We start from the raw sequence: 16145 nt of genomic DNA, 5'->3' as shown, positions 1-16145 counted from the left end.
AAAAGATTGTTTTGTTTCTATGCAGATTGCTTTTTTATGGCAATAGTTTTTATGATGCTGATTTTTTTTCAGGCAATACTTTTCCCTTCCGGTGTGTAACACCGATGATAGATTTTAAATAATGATGGCTTTTTCTACAGCTTCATGCTACTCAATGCTCAGTTGATCATGCTGCAGTTTGAAATGAATTTTCGGTTTATACGATATTTTCTCCACCACTTCCAGTAGTGCCTGTAAAGGCATTTTGTCAGTAATGCGGAGGTTATAACTTCCTTTCCTGGTATCCATTTTTGTAGTGGCAGTGATGCCGTAGTGTTCCCTGATAGCGAGTATCAGGTCGTGTAAGGAGGCGTTGCGCAGGATGATCTCTCCTCTTGTCCATGCTAATAAATCGGCGGAGGAGATTTGATCCTGTAAAACGGTTCCTTTGGCACAGGTGAGGCGTTGATCGGGTACCAGGATGGTTTTGCTGGCGCCGCTTTGCACGCTTACTTTGCCGGTGGCGACTGCGATACTGGATACCTTGTTATTATATTCTGCTATAAATGAGGTGCCGAGAACGGTGGTGCGTACACCGCTGGCATCTGATACGATAAATGGTTGTGCCGGATTAGTCCTGACATCGAAGAAGGCTTTTCCTTCTTTTAATATTACTTTTCTTGAGGGATTATATTGGAGGGTGCTGTAGGCACCGAGATATACGATAGAGCTATCTGGCAGATAGACTTTTTGAATGCGATGGCTGGTGTTGGTGATGGTTTGCCAGTTGGCAGCCAGTTGTGATTTTTGTTGGCGGGGCCAGAGGAGGTACGTACCGATGATTAATGGGAGTACTGCTGCTGCGGCTTTGAGCCAGATGTATCGTTTCTTTTTGTTGGAGAGGAGGGGGATTTCTTCCATCATAGCAAGCCTGACGGCGTCCATGTCGGTAGCGGGTGCTACGTCGGAGGCGTCGGCTTCCAGGGCGTCGAGCCAGTCAAAGAGGAGTTGTTCTTCTTCTTTGGTGCAGTCGCCTTGCTGGTATTTTTTTAAGAGTGATGAAAGGTCCTTTTTGTCCATTTGATATAAAGACACGGAGGAAGGGGGGAATAACTATTGGGAGGGAAAGTTTTTTTTGGGTGGGAGTTATAATTGGGGATTGTGTTTACCCGGATGAAACATTCTATCGTCGGGCATTGTAACGTAAAATGTGCCATTTAGACAAGAAGTAATTTGATTCCCAGCAATTTATGATAATGAGGGATGACTATCTAATCACATCGTCCATAATTACCCGGATTTGTACAATATTCTGGATTTAAAACAATTATAGAATTAAAATTCATTTTTAGAGCTTCTCCATTATTTATTGATGAACTTGTAAGAAAAGTGAAGGTCTCACAATTTGATAGCTTTTTTGCATTAAAATATAGGCTATTCCCATTATTTTCATAAATTACCGTGAAAATCTCACAGATATGTTATTGCGCTTTACAGCCAAAAATCTTTTTTCTTTTAAAGAAGAGACTGAATTTAATTTATTGCCCAATAGAAGTACTAATCTCCCACATCATAAAATCGTTAAGAATAATATTTCGGTTCTGAGGCTAAGTGCTGTCTATGGCGCTAATGGTTCTGGTAAGTCAAATCTTGTAAAAGGGATAGAGTTATTGTCAAGGATAATTATAAAAGGAACGATTTCTGTTGTACCCAAAGAGGTTAAGTTTAAATTATCTCATAAATCTCAGGAAGATCCCACATCATTATCGTTAGAGTTTTTTTGTGGACTACATACTTACTTTTATTCAATAACTTTTGATAAGGGGCAAATACTTTATGAATATTTCGCAGAAAGTCAAATTGAAAAAGATATTTTAATTTTTGAACGCGAAATATTAAATGGCAAGCAAACGATTCGTTTTTTTGAGGAATATTATAAGGATCCTAAAAATTCATTTTTTGCAGAAGTATTAGCTGAAAAGCTTATTAATAAAGATGACGTCTTATTATCATTCCTGGCTAACAAATATGAAAATGAATTTTCAGATACTAAAAATGTGATGGAGTGGTTTAGATCTAATTTAATAATTATTAAACCTAATACAAAGCCAGACGTAATTGCTGATATTTTGGATAAAGATGAGAGCGTAAAGAAATTTGCTAACGATCTTTTACCTAGTTTAAGTACAGGTGTAGCATCAATTGATGTACTAAAAGAAAGTTTCTCTGAAAACGAAGAAAATTCTATATCTGGAATTGATAAAGATATCCTGAAGGCTTTGCTTTCACGTACTAGTGAATTGCCAGATGGAGTTTTACCAATTTTTTCAACTAGAGACGGCATTGCGGTTGTTAAGGAAAATGGTAATGTGGTAATAAAAAGATTGGTTACCTCTCATGAATCTATTGAAGGTGGTTTAGTCCCATTCAATATTACTCTTGAGTCAGATGGAACAAGAAGATTAATTGAGTACATTCCCGCACTTCAAAAGATAATCTATAAGGAAAAGGTCTTTTTAATTGATGAAATTGAACGGAGTATTCATCCATTGATGATTAAAGAGATTATCAAAAAAATTTCACATGATGATCAGGTTAAAGGTCAGTTAATTTTTACAACTCATGAATCATGTTTATTAGACCAGAATATTCTTCGAACAGATGAAATATGGTTTTCTCAAAAAGATGTTGATGGATCATCAAAGATGTATTCACTTAGCGATTATAAAGTACATAATACAATAAACATAGAAAATGGTTATTTAAATGGTAGATATGGTGGTATTCCCTTTTTATCAAATTTAAAAGATCTCAACTGGCATAAGGATGAAATATTTGACAAGGAATAAGGAATGTCTTATTACCTTACATTAAAGATCAGTTAGATATTATTTTAGAGACAGCGGTAACTAAATTATAGCATCCCAATTTGTAACTATGTTGAAGGGGAAGGATTAAAAACCAAAGACACCGCTCTCGCGGTGCCTTTTTAATTGCTTCGAAGCGCCAGCTTCACTTGTACTGGGAAGGCGACAAGTATCGAACTATTATACATGTGATTGTAGACAAATAGTGGACATACTATTTGTCTCTAAGGTTGGAAGAAAGTCCCTGACTGTATGCTCATCTTTCAATCGAGACGCCATTCAGGTTATCCAATTGAGCAATTATCCCCCAGCCATAGAAATTATTAGCCACCCCAATGAGCAATTCATTGGCACCCTGGGCTAACGGCAGTCCGAATGAAGTATTATCTATGGTACAACGACCATCAGGGCCTTTCATCAAAGGGGTACCATAGAGGTTTTTGTCCATGTATAAAGGTTGCCCGTTGATGAATACATATATTTCATCACTAAACCCCAGATGTAGCTGTTTTTTTTGCGGACTATTGGCATAAATGGTGGTTTTTAAAAAGGTGACTCTGCGCGGGCCCATAGCAGCACCTCCATATTTACGGGTGAGATTGATGAGCCCACGTCTTTCTGCCCGGATAGTATCCCAGACAGTTGTTTTATCCGGCAGCAGGGCATAGTTGAAATCAATTTTTTCAGCCATATTTATCACTTGACTGATCTGCCATTTCCGCAGGTAACGGGCATCGTTGTCAGTGATATCTGTGCCGGGCCATGGAGAAAGTCCTTCTACCTGATCTGGTTTTAGAACAAGATTGGCGAAGATCGCGTGACCCTCAAAAGCAAGTCCGCCGTGATCATTCGTACCTTCCAGGTAAGGGATTTCGAGGGGCATATCCATTCTTCCATTGACGAATACCCGCATTTGTTTACCGGAGATCACCAGTTTTACGTGGTTCCATCCGCTTGTATCAATCATTGCATTCCGCTGGTATTGGTATAACATATCCCAGAGGTTGACCCCTTTAATGATGGGCGCATATTGAATAGCATCTTCTGCATCAATGTTGGGGGCTTTGAATAGCCGGAAATAAAAACATTCCGATTCGTTGTTGCTGCTCCTTCTGAAGTAAAAAGAGGTAAAGCTTTTGTCAATGGGTTCCATATCGAATTCGATGGTGCCATCTTTAAAGTCAAGGTCTTTCAGGATGACGAGGCCTTTGCCAGTGATCTTCAGGGTGGGTACAGATTTATAAGTCAGGAATTCCACTGCATCAGGCTGGTATTCCCAGTTAGCTGCCTGCAGTGCTACCCTCACTTCCTTTTTAGCGGCGTTGTGTTGTGCGTTCACATGGGTTGCTAATAATAATGCTAATAATAGACCGGTGACTGTTTTTGTCATATTCTGCTTTTTAAATTTGTGAGCGGATAAGTACTGCAAATGTGAATAATCAGTAATTTCCCTTTGAAGCAGGGCTTGAGCAAGTTTGTGCAAGTCGGTGCAATTTTGTAATAGTCTGAAATGCAATGACTAAGAATATTGACATAAATTATATAAATAGCTGCGTGTCACTTATCGAAACCCGTTTGAACTGGGGGAAGAGTAGTGAATGGACGAATTATGACTTCGAAAAGTTGAGTGTAGCGATACAGGATAAGACGGGTGTTACATTGAGTGTAACCACCTTGAAGCGGTTGTGGGGGAAGCTGAAATATGAGAATATACCTGCGGTAACGACACTGAATACTTTGGCAAAGTTTGCCGGTTTTAAAGACCTTTTGCAATAACCTGATCCTGAATATAACTTCTGACTACTTTATAATTATCAATTGGCTGACCATCAAACGAGTCGTCGTTAAAGTCGTATAAGATATGTTTGACATGCTGTAGGAGATAAGATGCAACCATTGTAGTGACCGTGCTTTATTCTACAATAAAAATATGTTTAATCCGCTGAAGCGCCGTATTGAGCTGATTACGGATAGTTTGAGGGCTGGAACCCAGGCGCAGTGCGATTTCAGCGACAGAAAGGTCTTCCACTCTATTCATGTAAAAGACTTCCTTCATGCGTTCGGGCAGGCGATTGATGGATTGTAATAATTGTTGTTCAGTTTCTTTGAGGTGGAGTTGTTCGTGAGCGGGGGTAGCGTGATAGTTATCGGCTACCTGATGAAAGGTATCGACATGTTTTTGATAGAGGTTTTCATCGCGCATAGCGTTGAGGAGGCGATGTTTGAGGGCGGTGCGGAGGTAGGGGAGTACAGCGGTGACCGGGGGCAGGGAGGTATGTTTTTCCCAGAGATGGATGAATACACTTTGGACCGCGTCCTGCGCAGTGGCGGGATCGCGGGTGATACGGGACGCGTAGGTGAAGAGGTCCTGCCAGTGCAACTCGAAGAGCTGACGGAAAGCGTCTTCATTACCTGTGCGGATAGCATCCCAGTGTGTATGTTGACAATCTTTTGGCATAAGGTGCATCAATGGTGCAAAGGTATTGGTTGTTCCTTATGAGGTGTAATTATCAAATTGTTAACCGACGAGGTGGTTGATGACTATGAATATAAAAAAATAGAATTACCCATTTACGGGTCGTTACGCAAATATACGGCGTAGTGCTATCATAGCTTTATAAAAAAAACTATGTTTAGGGGCGTCACAATTGAAAGTTTTAAAAGACATTTTCCAGATGCAGAATCGTGTTTACAATACCTTGCAGAGTTGAAGTGGCAGCAAGGGTTTCGTTGTAAGAAGTGTGGTGGAGAAATGTGGTGGAAAGGTAAAAGGTGGCTTGATAGACGTTGTCACGCTTGCAATTATAATGAGTCCCCCACAGCAGGGACATTGTTTCATAAAGTAAAATTCAGTTTGCTGACAGCTTTTCAGATTTGTTTCCGTTTGAGTGTAAGTAAAAAGGGGATGTCAAGTTGCGAAATAAGCAGGGAATATGGCATCCGTCAAACAAGTGCCTGGTATTTTAAGCGCAAAGTGCAGGAGGGCATGCAAAGTAGTGAACAGTTTCCATTACAAGGTCGTGTAGAGGTAGATGAATTTGTGATTGGTGGCAAGGAGGAAGGGAATCAAGGTCGGGCTAAAGGAGATCGAAAAATTATCCTGATAGCAGTTGAAAAAGTATGCCGAAATAGAAAGACTGGCAGAGCGTATGCCCAATGCATAGAGAATTACAGCTCTACATCGTTTCAGCCATTTATGGAAAAACACATCGATAAAAAATCACGGGTAGTGACAGATGGCTGGACAGCTTATGCTCCACTAAAGACTATATTTCCACGGTTGGAGCAAGTAGAATCTGGTAATGGCAAAAATTTCCCTCATTTACATACTCATATCATGAATTTTAAAGGTTGGTTAAGAGGCATTCATCATCGTGTTTCTGAAAATCATATGCAGGCATACTTAAATGAATTTCATTTCCGATTTAACAGAAGAAATCATTTGGGCAGTATAATGCACAAACTTTTATCCAGGATGGTTGCTGCTGCTCCTTTATTTTTAACTTTACGAGAGCTAAATGGGTAATTCTATAAAAAAAAATCCCAGGCTTTTATTGCCTGGGAAATAAAAAGGTTTATATAGGGGCATCATTTACATAGCTGCCAACTGTACTTTCTGTTGCAATTCAATTACATTATCACGGAAAGTATTATCAGTATCCATCAGATCCTTCACTGTCTGGCAGGAGTGAATCACGGTAGTGTGGTCGCGTCCGCCAAAGTGCTCTCCGATAGTTTTTAGTGAATTCTTTGTAAAAGACTTTGCAAGGTACATCGTGATTTGTCTGGCCTGTACGATTTCACGTTTACGTGTTTTCTGCAGGAGCTTATCATAAGGTACATCAAAGTATTCGCATACCATTTTCTGGATGCTTTCGATCGTAATTTCTTTAGAAGAAGTTTTAACGAAAGATTTCAGTACACGCTTAGCGAGTTCCAGATCGATCTCTTTTCTGTTGAGCGAAGATTGTGCGAGCAGGGAGATGAGTGCACCTTCCAGTTCGCGTACGTTGCTTTGAATATTATATGCAACATACTTCACTACTTCTTTTGGCATTTCAAGACCATCATTCTTCATCTTCATTTCGAGGATCTCCATACGAGTCTCGAAGTCCGGCATTTGCATGTCGGCACTCAGGCCCCAGCGGAAGCGGCTCAGTAATCTTTCCTGTAAGCCATCCAGATCTTTGGGCGACTTATCGGATGTTAATATGAGTTGCTTACCGGATTGATGCAGGTGGTTGAAGATAGCGAAGAACGCATCCTGTGTTTTTTCTGCACGGGCAAAGAACTGTATGTCATCTACGATCAGCACATCGATGAGCTGATAGAAGTGAATGAAGTCATTGATGATACTATTCTTAGAGTGATCAATGAACTGATTGATAAATTTCTCAGCGCTTACGTACAGCACTGCTTTGTTGGGATGAAGACGTTTCACTTCATTACCGATCGCCTGCGCCAGATGCGTTTTACCTAAACCAACAGAACCATATATTACTAATGGATTGAAGGAGGTGCCACCTGGTTTCTCAGATACTGTTTTACCAGCTCTGCGTGCCACGCGATTACAATCACCTTCGATGTAAGCATCGAACGTGTAGTGAGGATTCAGCTGTGAGTCTATTTGAACGCGTTTGATACCCGGTATAACGAATGGGTTCTTTACCGGATTTTGTATCGTAAGCGGAAAATCAACTTCGCTGTCTTTCTTGGTCTTAGTGAATTGCCCTGGCATATTCACAGTTTTAGGATGTTGATGGGGTGTTCCGTTCTCAACTACTATGCGATATTCCAGCCTTGCTTCTTTTCCCAGTTCACGCTTGATTGTCTTACCTAATAATCCAACGTAATGTTCTTCCAGATATTCATAGAAGAACTGACTAGGTACTTGAATCGTTAAAACATTGTTTTCAAGCTGGATCGGTTTAATAGGTTCAAACCAGGTTTTAAATGGCTGCCATTCCACAATATCCCTAATTATATTAAGACACCTTTCCCAAACTTGTTCGCAAGTTTTATTCATTGAGCTATTGAAAATTAATGTTGTTTGAATTAAGGATTGTTTCTCGAATTATAAATCTTCCAACGTGGGGAGTTGAAAAATTTTCAGACAGGGCAACGAATATCTGTACAAAATGTTGAAAAAAAAAATTTTTCTACCCTTGTTTTATACCGCCCGACACCAGTATCGTTACCTTGTTTTTGTTGTGTTTTTTTCTGTTATCACGCACGGTTTCCCGACGAAAAAACGCCCCTATATGTAATACCACACTTATTTGATATCCAGGATATTCCAGTTGACATTAACATGTTTGTCATAGATATGTGTTAGCGAGTGATAAAATAATATTGTACAGAGAATCAATGTCGGGTATGATGCCATCTTTTATGGCCAGCCCGATGTTAATAATTCCGTACGGGCGTGCAAAACTATGTTAGTAATTGTAATTAAAAAAATGTGGTTAAGTTTATCAAATACCATGCAAATTCCTTATTATCCACGCAAGCGGGCGCAAATATTCCCGACTAATGAAATCTTACCTATAAATAGCTAGCAGTCAGCCTATATAGGTAAACTGTTCCGGACTAAATTTTATTGCGTGTGATTGAAGCTAAAAAACCTATCTTTGACCTCTTGAAAAAAAGTTAAATTTAATTATATGAGTTTTGAAATAACCGGAAAACTGATCGTTAAATATAATACGATGCAACGTAGCGAAACCTTTAAGACACGGGAGTTCGTTATTGAAAAGTCCGACGATATCAACGGCCGCGTTATAAACAACTACATCAAGTTCCAGGCGGTACAGGACAGAACAGCTATCGTAGACCGCTTCAATGAAGGAGAAACCGTAAAAGTTTACTTCAATATCAGAGGTACACGTTGGGAAAAAGATGGTCGTGTCAATTACATCACCAATCTGGATGCATGGCGCATGGAATCAGTAGTAGCAGGCGCTCCAGGTCAGGATGCTATGCCTAACTACAACACTTCCCAGGAGATCTCTTCTCCAGGTGGAGCAGCAGCAGATGACCTGCCTTTCTGATCTGACAATAACAACTCATTAACAAAAAATACTGGAACGGGTACCTGTGTGAGCAGGTGCCCGTTACTTTTCAGTGAAAAAATATCCCGGATTTCAGGGAGTAATAAAAAAGTTTTAGGATAATTACCTAACCTGACGATCATGATTGAACAAGTATCTTTAAAGTTATTGCCGTCTCAGGCTGATAACGAAACTGCTATCACCAAAGCAGCCGCTGCCGCACTCAGTGTTTCCCCAACAGCTATCACAGGTTTTCATGTACTGAAACGCTCTATAGACGCCCGTTCTAAACAGGTGTACTTCATGCTTACACTCAAGGTATTTGTGAATGAACCATTTCATGAACGTGAGAAATTTATACCAATATATGCTACATTAGCACCAGACGCGCCTGTTGCTATCGTGATCGGTGCAGGGCCTGCCGGACTCTTTGCCGCACTACACCTGATTGAAGCAGGTATTAAACCCGTTGTACTGGAAAGAGGTAAAGATGTCAGGTCAAGAAGGCGTGACCTTGCAGCATTGAATAAGACAGGTGTAGTGAACCCTGATTCCAACTACTGCTTTGGCGAAGGTGGCGCTGGTACTTACTCTGACGGTAAACTCTATACACGTTCCAATAAGAGAGGTGATATCAATCGTATACTGAGCATCTTTGTTTATTTCGGTGCGACAGAAAAAATATTATACGAAGCACACCCACACATAGGTACTAACAAATTACCACATATAATTGTTGCCATGCGGGAGCAAATTATCAATAGTGGTGGGGAAGTGCACTTTGATCAGAAAGTGACTGATTTTATTATTAAAGATAATCATATCAGGGGCGTGAAAACCGCTGCCAGTGTTACTTTCGATGCATCACAGGTGATACTGGCCACAGGTCATTCTGCCCGCGACATTTTCCGCTTATTACATGATAAAAAAATTCTCATCAGTGCCAAGCCATTTGCACTCGGTGTGCGTGTAGAACATCCGCAGGAACTCATTGATAGTGCACAGTATCATTGTGCTGTGAGAGGAGAGCATCTGCCACCAGCCAGTTATAGCCTGGTAGAGCAGGTAGATGGCCGTGGTGTGTTTTCCTTCTGTATGTGCCCCGGTGGCATCATTGCACCTGCTGCTACAGATCCTGGAGAACTGGTGGTGAATGGCTGGTCTCCATCAAAGAGAGATAATCCGTTTGCAAATTCAGGAATGGTAGTGACAGTAGATGAAAGTGATTTCGAAATCTTTGCAGACAAAGGTCCGCTGGCAGCCATGTATTTTCAGCAGATGGTGGAACAACATGCTTTTCAGGCTGGCGGTGGACAGTTTGTGGCGCCGGCGCAACGGATGACGGATTTTATCTACAATAAAGTGTCTACAACTTTACCAGATTGTTCTTATGTACCAGGTGTGAAAAGTACTAACCTGAAGGAAGTGTTACCCTCCAGTGTACATACAAGATTGTCGCAGGCTTTCACAGCCTTTGGCAAAAAGATGAAAGGATATTATACCAACGATGCGATACTGGTGGCGACTGAATCACGTACATCTTCGCCTGTGCGTATACCCAGAAATGATGAAGATCTGATGCACCCACAAATCAAAGGATTGTATCCATGTGGTGAAGGTGCGGGTTATGCGGGAGGTATTGTCTCTGCTGCGATGGACGGAGAACGTGTGGCAGCCCGCATTATTGGATTTTATCACGGATAGTGGTATTTTGATCACATATATTTATTTAGTGCTGAGGGGATAACTATCATTGCTGAAAGTTTTTTCCATGAATAAAATCAGAAGAACTGAATTCGGGATTGCTACGGGCATTTTCCTGCTTATTCTATTTTCCCTGCTATACAAGAGTGTAGTATATAATGTATTTGACCTACAGCGTGACTATGGTTGGAAGTTCGCGCGCTATCACCAGGTGTTTGATTACTATAAACATTACCTGTTCCCTTTATTAGCACATATTGCTATTGTATACTTTTCTTTTGTGTTTGTGCATGGTGTACTCGTGCCGCGATTTTATGAGAAACAGCGATATACATTGGGGGCATTGTTATCATTTCCGGTGTTGATGTCGTTGTTTTTTATCATTTGGGTGTCTGATACATGGTTGTATGGATACTTGTTTGGGGTATACAAAACTGTACGCGGTGTACATACACATTGTGCAAAGGCCGCTTTTCTCCTGACGTTTTTTTATGTTGTAGTATACCTGATTTATTATGCGGGGAGGTATTTGTTTTTAACTTATGCCTATGAACGTGTGGTGAATAAGTCCTGGTTTCGTCAGTCGTTGGTTGATGGGGCTGTGATGGCAGGGATCATTATGTTCTGGTTGATGGTGGCCAGGAATGATGATCGTGGGTTTGTATTGATGATATTTAGCGTGGGTGTTTTTTGTGCGTTCATGTACTTTGTGGCGATGCACAGGTTGTATCCCCGTTATCTTGTGCATCGGAATAAAAAGGTGTTAGTACAGGAAATGATCGGGTTCTGGGCGCTGTCATTCATATGGATGTTGTTGACAGCGGTGCAGGGGAGTTTTAATAGTGGGGCGTATTATGCTGCGGGTCTTGTGATCACAACACTTGTGACGGCGATTGCGATTTTGCCTGTGGCGTGGTGGATCTTTACGGCGAGGAATGCAAGAGCTTCGACATTGCAGGGGTTGCGACAGGCATTGACGCATACAGAAGCGGGGTTAGATTTTTTACGTTGGCAGATTAATCCGCATTTCCTATTTAATGCACTCAATACTTTATATGGTACAGCATTGCAGGAGCAGGCAACGGCAACTGGGCAGGGTATTCAGCAATTAGGAGATATGATGCGGTTTATGTTGCATGATAATACGCTGGAAAGTATTCCATTGGAGAAAGAGATTGCTTACTTACAGAACTATATTGCTTTGCAACGGTTACGTACGCAGGGTACACCAGATATTATTATTGATGTGAATATAGATGAGGCGTTATGTGAGCATAACATTGCACCTATGTTGCTGATCCCGTTTGTGGAGAATGCGTTTAAGTATGGGATTAGTCAGCGGAATAAGTCAAGGATCAATTTGTCTTTGTCTTGTACGAATGATAAGATCTATTTTGATGTGTACAATAGTATTCATGTAAATAAAAGTGTGGAGATTGAGAATGAGAGTATGGGCATAGGGATTAACAATGTGCGGCAGCGGTTGAACCTGCTGTATCCGGGGAAGCATGATTTGAATATACGTGAGACGGGGACAGAGTTTTTTGTACACCTGACATTGGTGGTGGATCCTGCTAAAAATGATGTGATATGAGACTGACAGCGATCGCGATTGATGATGAACAGGTAGCGCTGTCTGTGATTCGTACGCATGCACAGCAGGTGGAGTTTTTGGATATGAAGGGGTATTTTACAGATCCGTTTGCAGCGTTGGCGTATCTTGAAAAGGAGCCGGTGGATCTGATATTTTTGGATATAAAGATGCCGGATATATCGGGGCTGGAATTGATGACTACGCTGCCGGGAGGGCCGTTGGTGATATTTACGACGGCTTATAGTGAACATGCGGTGCAGAGTTTTGAGTTGGATGCGGTGGATTATTTGTTGAAACCATTTTCGGAAGAAAGGTTTTTGAAGGCGTGTAATAAGGCGAAGGGGTTGTTGGAGATGATGGAGAAGAGTGCGAGGGCAGATGCACCGAATTATGTGATGGTGAAGAGTGGGTATGAGCAGTATAAGATATTGTTGAGGGATATATTGTATTTGGAGAGTGCGGGGAATTATATTTCGTTTGTGACGAAGGAGAAGAAGGTGTTGTCAAGGTTGTCGATGCAGGAGGCGTTGGCGTTGTTGCCACAGGCGTTGTTTACGAGGGTGCATAGGAGTTTTATAGTGGCGAATGAAAAAGTGACAAGGGCGGATAGGAGTAGTTTGTATGTGGGGGAGATGGTAGTGCCGATTGGGGCAGCGTATGCGGAGGCGGTGGGGAGGATGTTGAAGTAGTGGCCTGGGATTGCCGGTAATATAGGGGATGTTTTTGATAAGAATATATAGCCCTTTCGGGAGAGCTATATATTCTTATTTTTTTTAGGGAATTGGCCCTTTGGGTGCAGTCCTAATGATGTTTTGTTATAACTGGATAAATTTCCATTGCTGGTTATAACTTGAACTACCAGACCATTGTTGCAGGGATGATCCGTTTGTAGTCTGACCACCGGTATCAAGGCATTTACCTGTAGTGAGGTTAACTACTTTATAATAACCATCGCCGGTAGAAACAAATGTCCATCGCTGGCTGTTGTTAGAAAAGCTTAGCGCTTTTTGTTGAACGGCAGAGCCATCGCTGGTATTGCTACCTACATCAAGACAATTTTTCCCGGTGGCGCAACTCAAAGTATAATAACCATCAGTATAACTCACATTCCATTGCTGATTGGCACTTGTTCCATCTTGCCATTGAGCTACACTGGCCCCATCTGTTGTACTTCCAAGATTATCAAGCATCAGGTTGCTTGCCCGGTTCTGCAGTTTAAATCTCCCGTCGGCGATTGGTCCCTGCCATTTTGGTGTTGCAGTAAGGCCCCATGACCATCTGAACATATTGGCACAACCAGGATTCACTTCCACAAGATTATTGTTGGCCGAAAACCAGCGATAGGTGTCAATATCATTTACGCCTGACCAGGCAATAGTGCCTATCAGGTTATCTTTTGAATAGGCCAGGGATCCTGTCAGGAATGCCTGGTCTTCATATACGCCTGTATCCCACTGCCACCAGAAACTGATTTTACGAAAAGTTTCAACGCCTACTTCCGTAATTACAGTTCTGGAGGCGTATGTTCCCACTTTACCTGATACGATATTATAGTAACTTGACCATACATTATAAGATCCATAGAACCACCAGTAACAATGGAGACCAAGATATTGACTGGTTAGCCGGCTGTCATTACCTACAGAGATCACTTCTCCTGCATATCCTGTTCCATCCAGGATACATTTCCAGGAAGCAGGATTAAGCTGATTTAAGAAATTTGCATAAAGGTTGCAAAGATTAGTGCTGGAATAATCTACAGGTTCATTGATCGGTTCATAAAGTACAGCAGCATTGTTTTTATAAACAGTATCCACTTGTTTCCACATTGTATACCATTGGGTAGTGTCAGGAACATGATGTACGCCATCAGGCCAATAGCAGAGTATAACATTACAACCTTCTGTTACGATCGCATTAATAGCCGCCTGGTATACAGGCCAATAAGATACATTACTGGCAGTTAGCGGAGTGATAGGCATTCGTATGGTTGTACCGCCGGCCTGTTTTAAAGAATCGGCAATTCGTTTTCCTACGGCCGCAGCATTTGCTGCCGTTATGGTAGCGGATAGTCCGCTTGGCGTAACAACCCTTGAGGGTGCTTCATTGCCATTAGGGTCAGCCCAGTTAATTCCCCGCAAACTATTTGTATTTGTCGGAGTGGTGGTAGCCAACGCTGTAAGAGAAGAAGCCGGGATCTTGTCCAGGGCCGTTTCCTTTTTTGAACAGGAAGTTAAGATAGTTAGTAAGCAAATGAACAGAATAATTGGGTTTCTTTTCATAACGGAGATATTTGGGTTTGGTGACAAAATTCATGTAAAACAAACTATTTCAGAAGTGATCCGGACGCTGAATGTTCCGGATCACTTTGGAAACTAATGTAGTATCACGGCGGTTAATAGCCTGGATTATTTGGAAGCAAATTCTTATTGATATCTATATCAGCCTGGGGAATGGGCCACAACCATCCTTTTGACGCATCGAAAGTTCTTGTTTCCACTTTTATTTGTTTAAAGGTCCATGTAGCAGGGCTGGCAGGGTTTGACAACAATGCTTTATCATAGCCATATACATCGTGTACAAGGGACGCATCCTGCCATCTGAGCATATCCGCATAGCGTGTTCCTTCGTTGTAAAACTCTACTCTTCTTTCGTGACGTACAATATTCCTGAGCTGAGACTGTGTCAATCCAACACCTTCAACGGACTCCACTGTAGGCATATTTACCCTGGCTCTTACTTTATCGATCAGCGTATATATTTCCTGCTCGGTGCTTCCGGATTCGATCAGTGCTTCTGCCCGCATCAGGTAGATATCTGCATAGCGCATCAGGATTGTGTTAAGAGAGCAGTTGTTGACATCTGCAATGCCCAGCGCAGCGTATTTGCGAGGTCGTGCGCCACAGGGAACCTGGTCCACAGATGGTATGAATGTAGATGACCCGAATGATGAACCTGGCAAGACTACTGACGCCGCCAGCCGGGGATCACGGTTTTTAAAAGGATCCTGCTCATCATAGCCTGAATTTGCATTTGTAATTGGCAACCCGTTTGTCATGTAATATGAGTTGATCAGGTCTGCTGTAACATTTGCAGTAGGCCAGCTGCTGAGAGATAAAGCAGATGAGGGCCATGGTTGTGCCTGTGTAGTAGAGATGTACTGAATATCAAAAATAACTTCCACATTATTTTCATGGGCCTCGTCAAACAAGGTTTCATAGTTTGAAAATAAGCTGTATGCTCCCAGATCGATCACATCCTGTGCCGCTTGTGCCGCTTCGGTCCATTTTTGGTTATACAACAGGACTTTTGCCTTATAAGCAATCGCTGCCCCTTTTGTGGCACGTCCTACATCTGTTCCGGAGTAGGAAACAGGAAGGTCGGCGGCTGCATCATTAAGATCGGAAATGATCTGTGTAAGTACATCGCTTTTAGCAGTTCTTGATACGTAAGCCTCTGACAATGCCAGCACTTTTGTGATAAGTGGCACATCTCCGAAATAGGTGATCAGGTCGGTATAAGCATATCCTCTAAGGAATTTAGCTTCGGCAGACATTTGTGTTTTAACTGTTTCACTTACGGTTGCATTGCTGATGTCCTGGAGAAATTCGTTTGCCCTGGAGATGATGGTAAAGTCCATCGTCCATTTAGCATAGGGGGCCCAGCTGGAAGTATTGGTGAGCCATTCGCCGATTTCCCTGGATCCCTGCCAGGAGTCCTGGCAGTAACCATTATCAGACATATAATCGAACTGGTAAAAATGGGAAGGTGTTGCATTAGGCTGAATGGCATTATAGATACCTATCAGTGCCTGTTTGCATTGCGATTCGTTTTGAAAGAACGTAGCGGGAGAAAGTCTGTCCTTTGGTGTTTTATCAAGAAGATCTTTCTTACAACCCAATATAGACAAAGCAAAGAAGAAAAGAGTTATTTTATATATGTTTTTCATGA

General features: G+C 41.7%; 13 protein-coding genes. 7 read left to right on the top strand and 6 right to left on the bottom strand.

Annotated elements, in window-relative coordinates:
- Positions 1 to 147: 147 nt before the first annotated feature.
- Positions 148 to 1059, bottom strand: a complete 912-nt coding sequence (locus QQL36_RS03245) for a FecR family protein (protein WP_321568882.1) — start codon at positions 1057 to 1059, stop codon at positions 148 to 150.
- A 398-nt stretch (positions 1060 to 1457) separates the two neighbouring features.
- Between QQL36_RS03245 and QQL36_RS03240 the strand changes: the two genes are divergently transcribed.
- A complete protein-coding gene (locus QQL36_RS03240) occupies positions 1458 to 2828 on the top strand; it encodes an ATP-binding protein (protein WP_321568881.1) in 1371 nt (456 codons plus the stop codon).
- A gap of 274 nt (positions 2829 to 3102) precedes the next feature.
- Here QQL36_RS03240 and QQL36_RS03235 read toward each other — a convergent pair whose 3' ends face one another.
- The gene (locus tag QQL36_RS03235; RefSeq protein WP_321568880.1) at positions 3103 to 4236 is read right to left on the bottom strand and encodes a hypothetical protein; all 1134 of its coding nucleotides are present in this window, start codon (positions 4234 to 4236) and stop codon (positions 3103 to 3105) included.
- Between the two features lie 164 nt (positions 4237 to 4400).
- Here QQL36_RS03235 and QQL36_RS03230 point away from each other — a divergent pair, with 164 nt between their 5' ends.
- Positions 4401 to 4622 (top strand): hypothetical protein, encoded by a 222-nt coding sequence (locus QQL36_RS03230; RefSeq protein ID WP_143708666.1) that lies wholly within the window; start codon positions 4401 to 4403, stop codon positions 4620 to 4622.
- A 136-nt stretch (positions 4623 to 4758) separates the two neighbouring features.
- On the opposite strand, the gene QQL36_RS03225 is transcribed toward QQL36_RS03230, so the two are convergent.
- The gene (locus tag QQL36_RS03225; protein ID WP_179090944.1) at positions 4759 to 5304 is read right to left on the bottom strand and encodes an RNA polymerase sigma factor; all 546 of its coding nucleotides are present in this window, start codon (positions 5302 to 5304) and stop codon (positions 4759 to 4761) included.
- Positions 5305 to 5475: 171 nt separating this feature from the next.
- Between QQL36_RS03225 and QQL36_RS03220 the strand changes: the two genes are divergently transcribed.
- Positions 5476 to 6372, top strand: a complete 897-nt coding sequence (locus QQL36_RS03220; protein ID WP_321568879.1) for an IS1595 family transposase — start codon at positions 5476 to 5478, stop codon at positions 6370 to 6372.
- Between the two features lie 66 nt (positions 6373 to 6438).
- Here QQL36_RS03220 and dnaA read toward each other — a convergent pair whose 3' ends face one another.
- Positions 6439 to 7872, bottom strand: coding sequence for a chromosomal replication initiator protein DnaA (gene dnaA / locus QQL36_RS03215; RefSeq protein WP_072359606.1), 1434 nt, complete (start codon positions 7870 to 7872; stop codon positions 6439 to 6441).
- 637 nt (positions 7873 to 8509) lie between these two features.
- Between dnaA and QQL36_RS03210 the strand changes: the two genes are divergently transcribed.
- From QQL36_RS03210 to QQL36_RS03195, 4 genes are all read left to right on the top strand, one after another.
- Positions 8510 to 8896, top strand: coding sequence for a DUF3127 domain-containing protein (locus tag QQL36_RS03210; protein ID WP_083720085.1), 387 nt, complete (start codon positions 8510 to 8512; stop codon positions 8894 to 8896).
- 141 nt (positions 8897 to 9037) lie between these two features.
- On the top strand, positions 9038 to 10600 hold the full coding sequence (locus tag QQL36_RS03205; RefSeq protein WP_083720086.1) for an NAD(P)/FAD-dependent oxidoreductase: 1563 nt from the start codon (positions 9038 to 9040) through the stop codon (positions 10598 to 10600).
- Between the two features lie 67 nt (positions 10601 to 10667).
- Positions 10668 to 12194 carry a sensor histidine kinase gene (locus QQL36_RS03200; protein WP_321568878.1) on the top strand — a complete coding sequence of 509 codons (1527 nt, stop codon included), beginning with the start codon at positions 10668 to 10670 and terminating at the stop codon, positions 12192 to 12194.
- Positions 12191 to 12883: a LytTR family DNA-binding domain-containing protein gene (locus QQL36_RS03195; protein ID WP_321568877.1), complete on the top strand. Its 693-nt coding sequence runs from the start codon at positions 12191 to 12193 to the stop codon at positions 12881 to 12883. Before QQL36_RS03200 ends, QQL36_RS03195 begins: the two co-directional genes overlap by 4 nt.
- A gap of 126 nt (positions 12884 to 13009) precedes the next feature.
- On the opposite strand, the gene QQL36_RS03190 is transcribed toward QQL36_RS03195, so the two are convergent.
- Entirely contained in the window at positions 13010 to 14476 is a 1467-nt protein-coding gene (locus QQL36_RS03190; protein WP_083720089.1) for an RICIN domain-containing protein, read from the bottom strand.
- 113 nt (positions 14477 to 14589) lie between these two features.
- Positions 14590 to 16143 carry a RagB/SusD family nutrient uptake outer membrane protein gene (locus tag QQL36_RS03185; protein ID WP_321568876.1) on the bottom strand — a complete coding sequence of 518 codons (1554 nt, stop codon included), beginning with the start codon at positions 16141 to 16143 and terminating at the stop codon, positions 14590 to 14592.
- Between the last annotated feature and the right edge of the window lie 2 nt (positions 16144 to 16145).

The organism is Chitinophaga sp. LS1, from assembly GCF_034274695.1.
Classification (GTDB): Bacteria; Bacteroidota; Bacteroidia; order Chitinophagales; family Chitinophagaceae; genus Chitinophaga.
This window is presented reverse-complemented; position numbering and strand designations above follow the sequence as displayed.

Excerpts from the sequence above, each read along its gene's own strand:
- QQL36_RS03245 (WP_321568882.1), bottom strand. The coding sequence starts at position 1,059 with ATGGACAAAAAGGACCTTTCATCACTCTTAAAAAAATACCAGCAAGGC.
- QQL36_RS03240 (WP_321568881.1), top strand. The coding sequence starts at position 1,458 with ATGTTATTGCGCTTTACAGCCAAAAATCTTTTTTCTTTTAAAGAAGAG.
- QQL36_RS03235 (WP_321568880.1), bottom strand. The coding sequence starts at position 4,236 with ATGACAAAAACAGTCACCGGTCTATTATTAGCATTATTATTAGCAACC.
- QQL36_RS03225 (WP_179090944.1), bottom strand. The coding sequence starts at position 5,304 with ATGCCAAAAGATTGTCAACATACACACTGGGATGCTATCCGCACAGGT.
- QQL36_RS03220 (WP_321568879.1), top strand. The coding sequence starts at position 5,476 with ATGTTTAGGGGCGTCACAATTGAAAGTTTTAAAAGACATTTTCCAGAT.
- dnaA (WP_072359606.1), bottom strand. The coding sequence starts at position 7,872 with ATGAATAAAACTTGCGAACAAGTTTGGGAAAGGTGTCTTAATATAATT.
- QQL36_RS03210 (WP_083720085.1), top strand. The coding sequence starts at position 8,510 with ATGAGTTTTGAAATAACCGGAAAACTGATCGTTAAATATAATACGATG.
- QQL36_RS03205 (WP_083720086.1), top strand. The coding sequence starts at position 9,038 with ATGATTGAACAAGTATCTTTAAAGTTATTGCCGTCTCAGGCTGATAAC.
- QQL36_RS03200 (WP_321568878.1), top strand. The coding sequence starts at position 10,668 with ATGAATAAAATCAGAAGAACTGAATTCGGGATTGCTACGGGCATTTTC.
- QQL36_RS03195 (WP_321568877.1), top strand. The coding sequence starts at position 12,191 with ATGAGACTGACAGCGATCGCGATTGATGATGAACAGGTAGCGCTGTCT.
- QQL36_RS03190 (WP_083720089.1), bottom strand. The coding sequence starts at position 14,476 with ATGAAAAGAAACCCAATTATTCTGTTCATTTGCTTACTAACTATCTTA.
- QQL36_RS03185 (WP_321568876.1), bottom strand. The coding sequence starts at position 16,143 with ATGAAAAACATATATAAAATAACTCTTTTCTTCTTTGCTTTGTCTATA.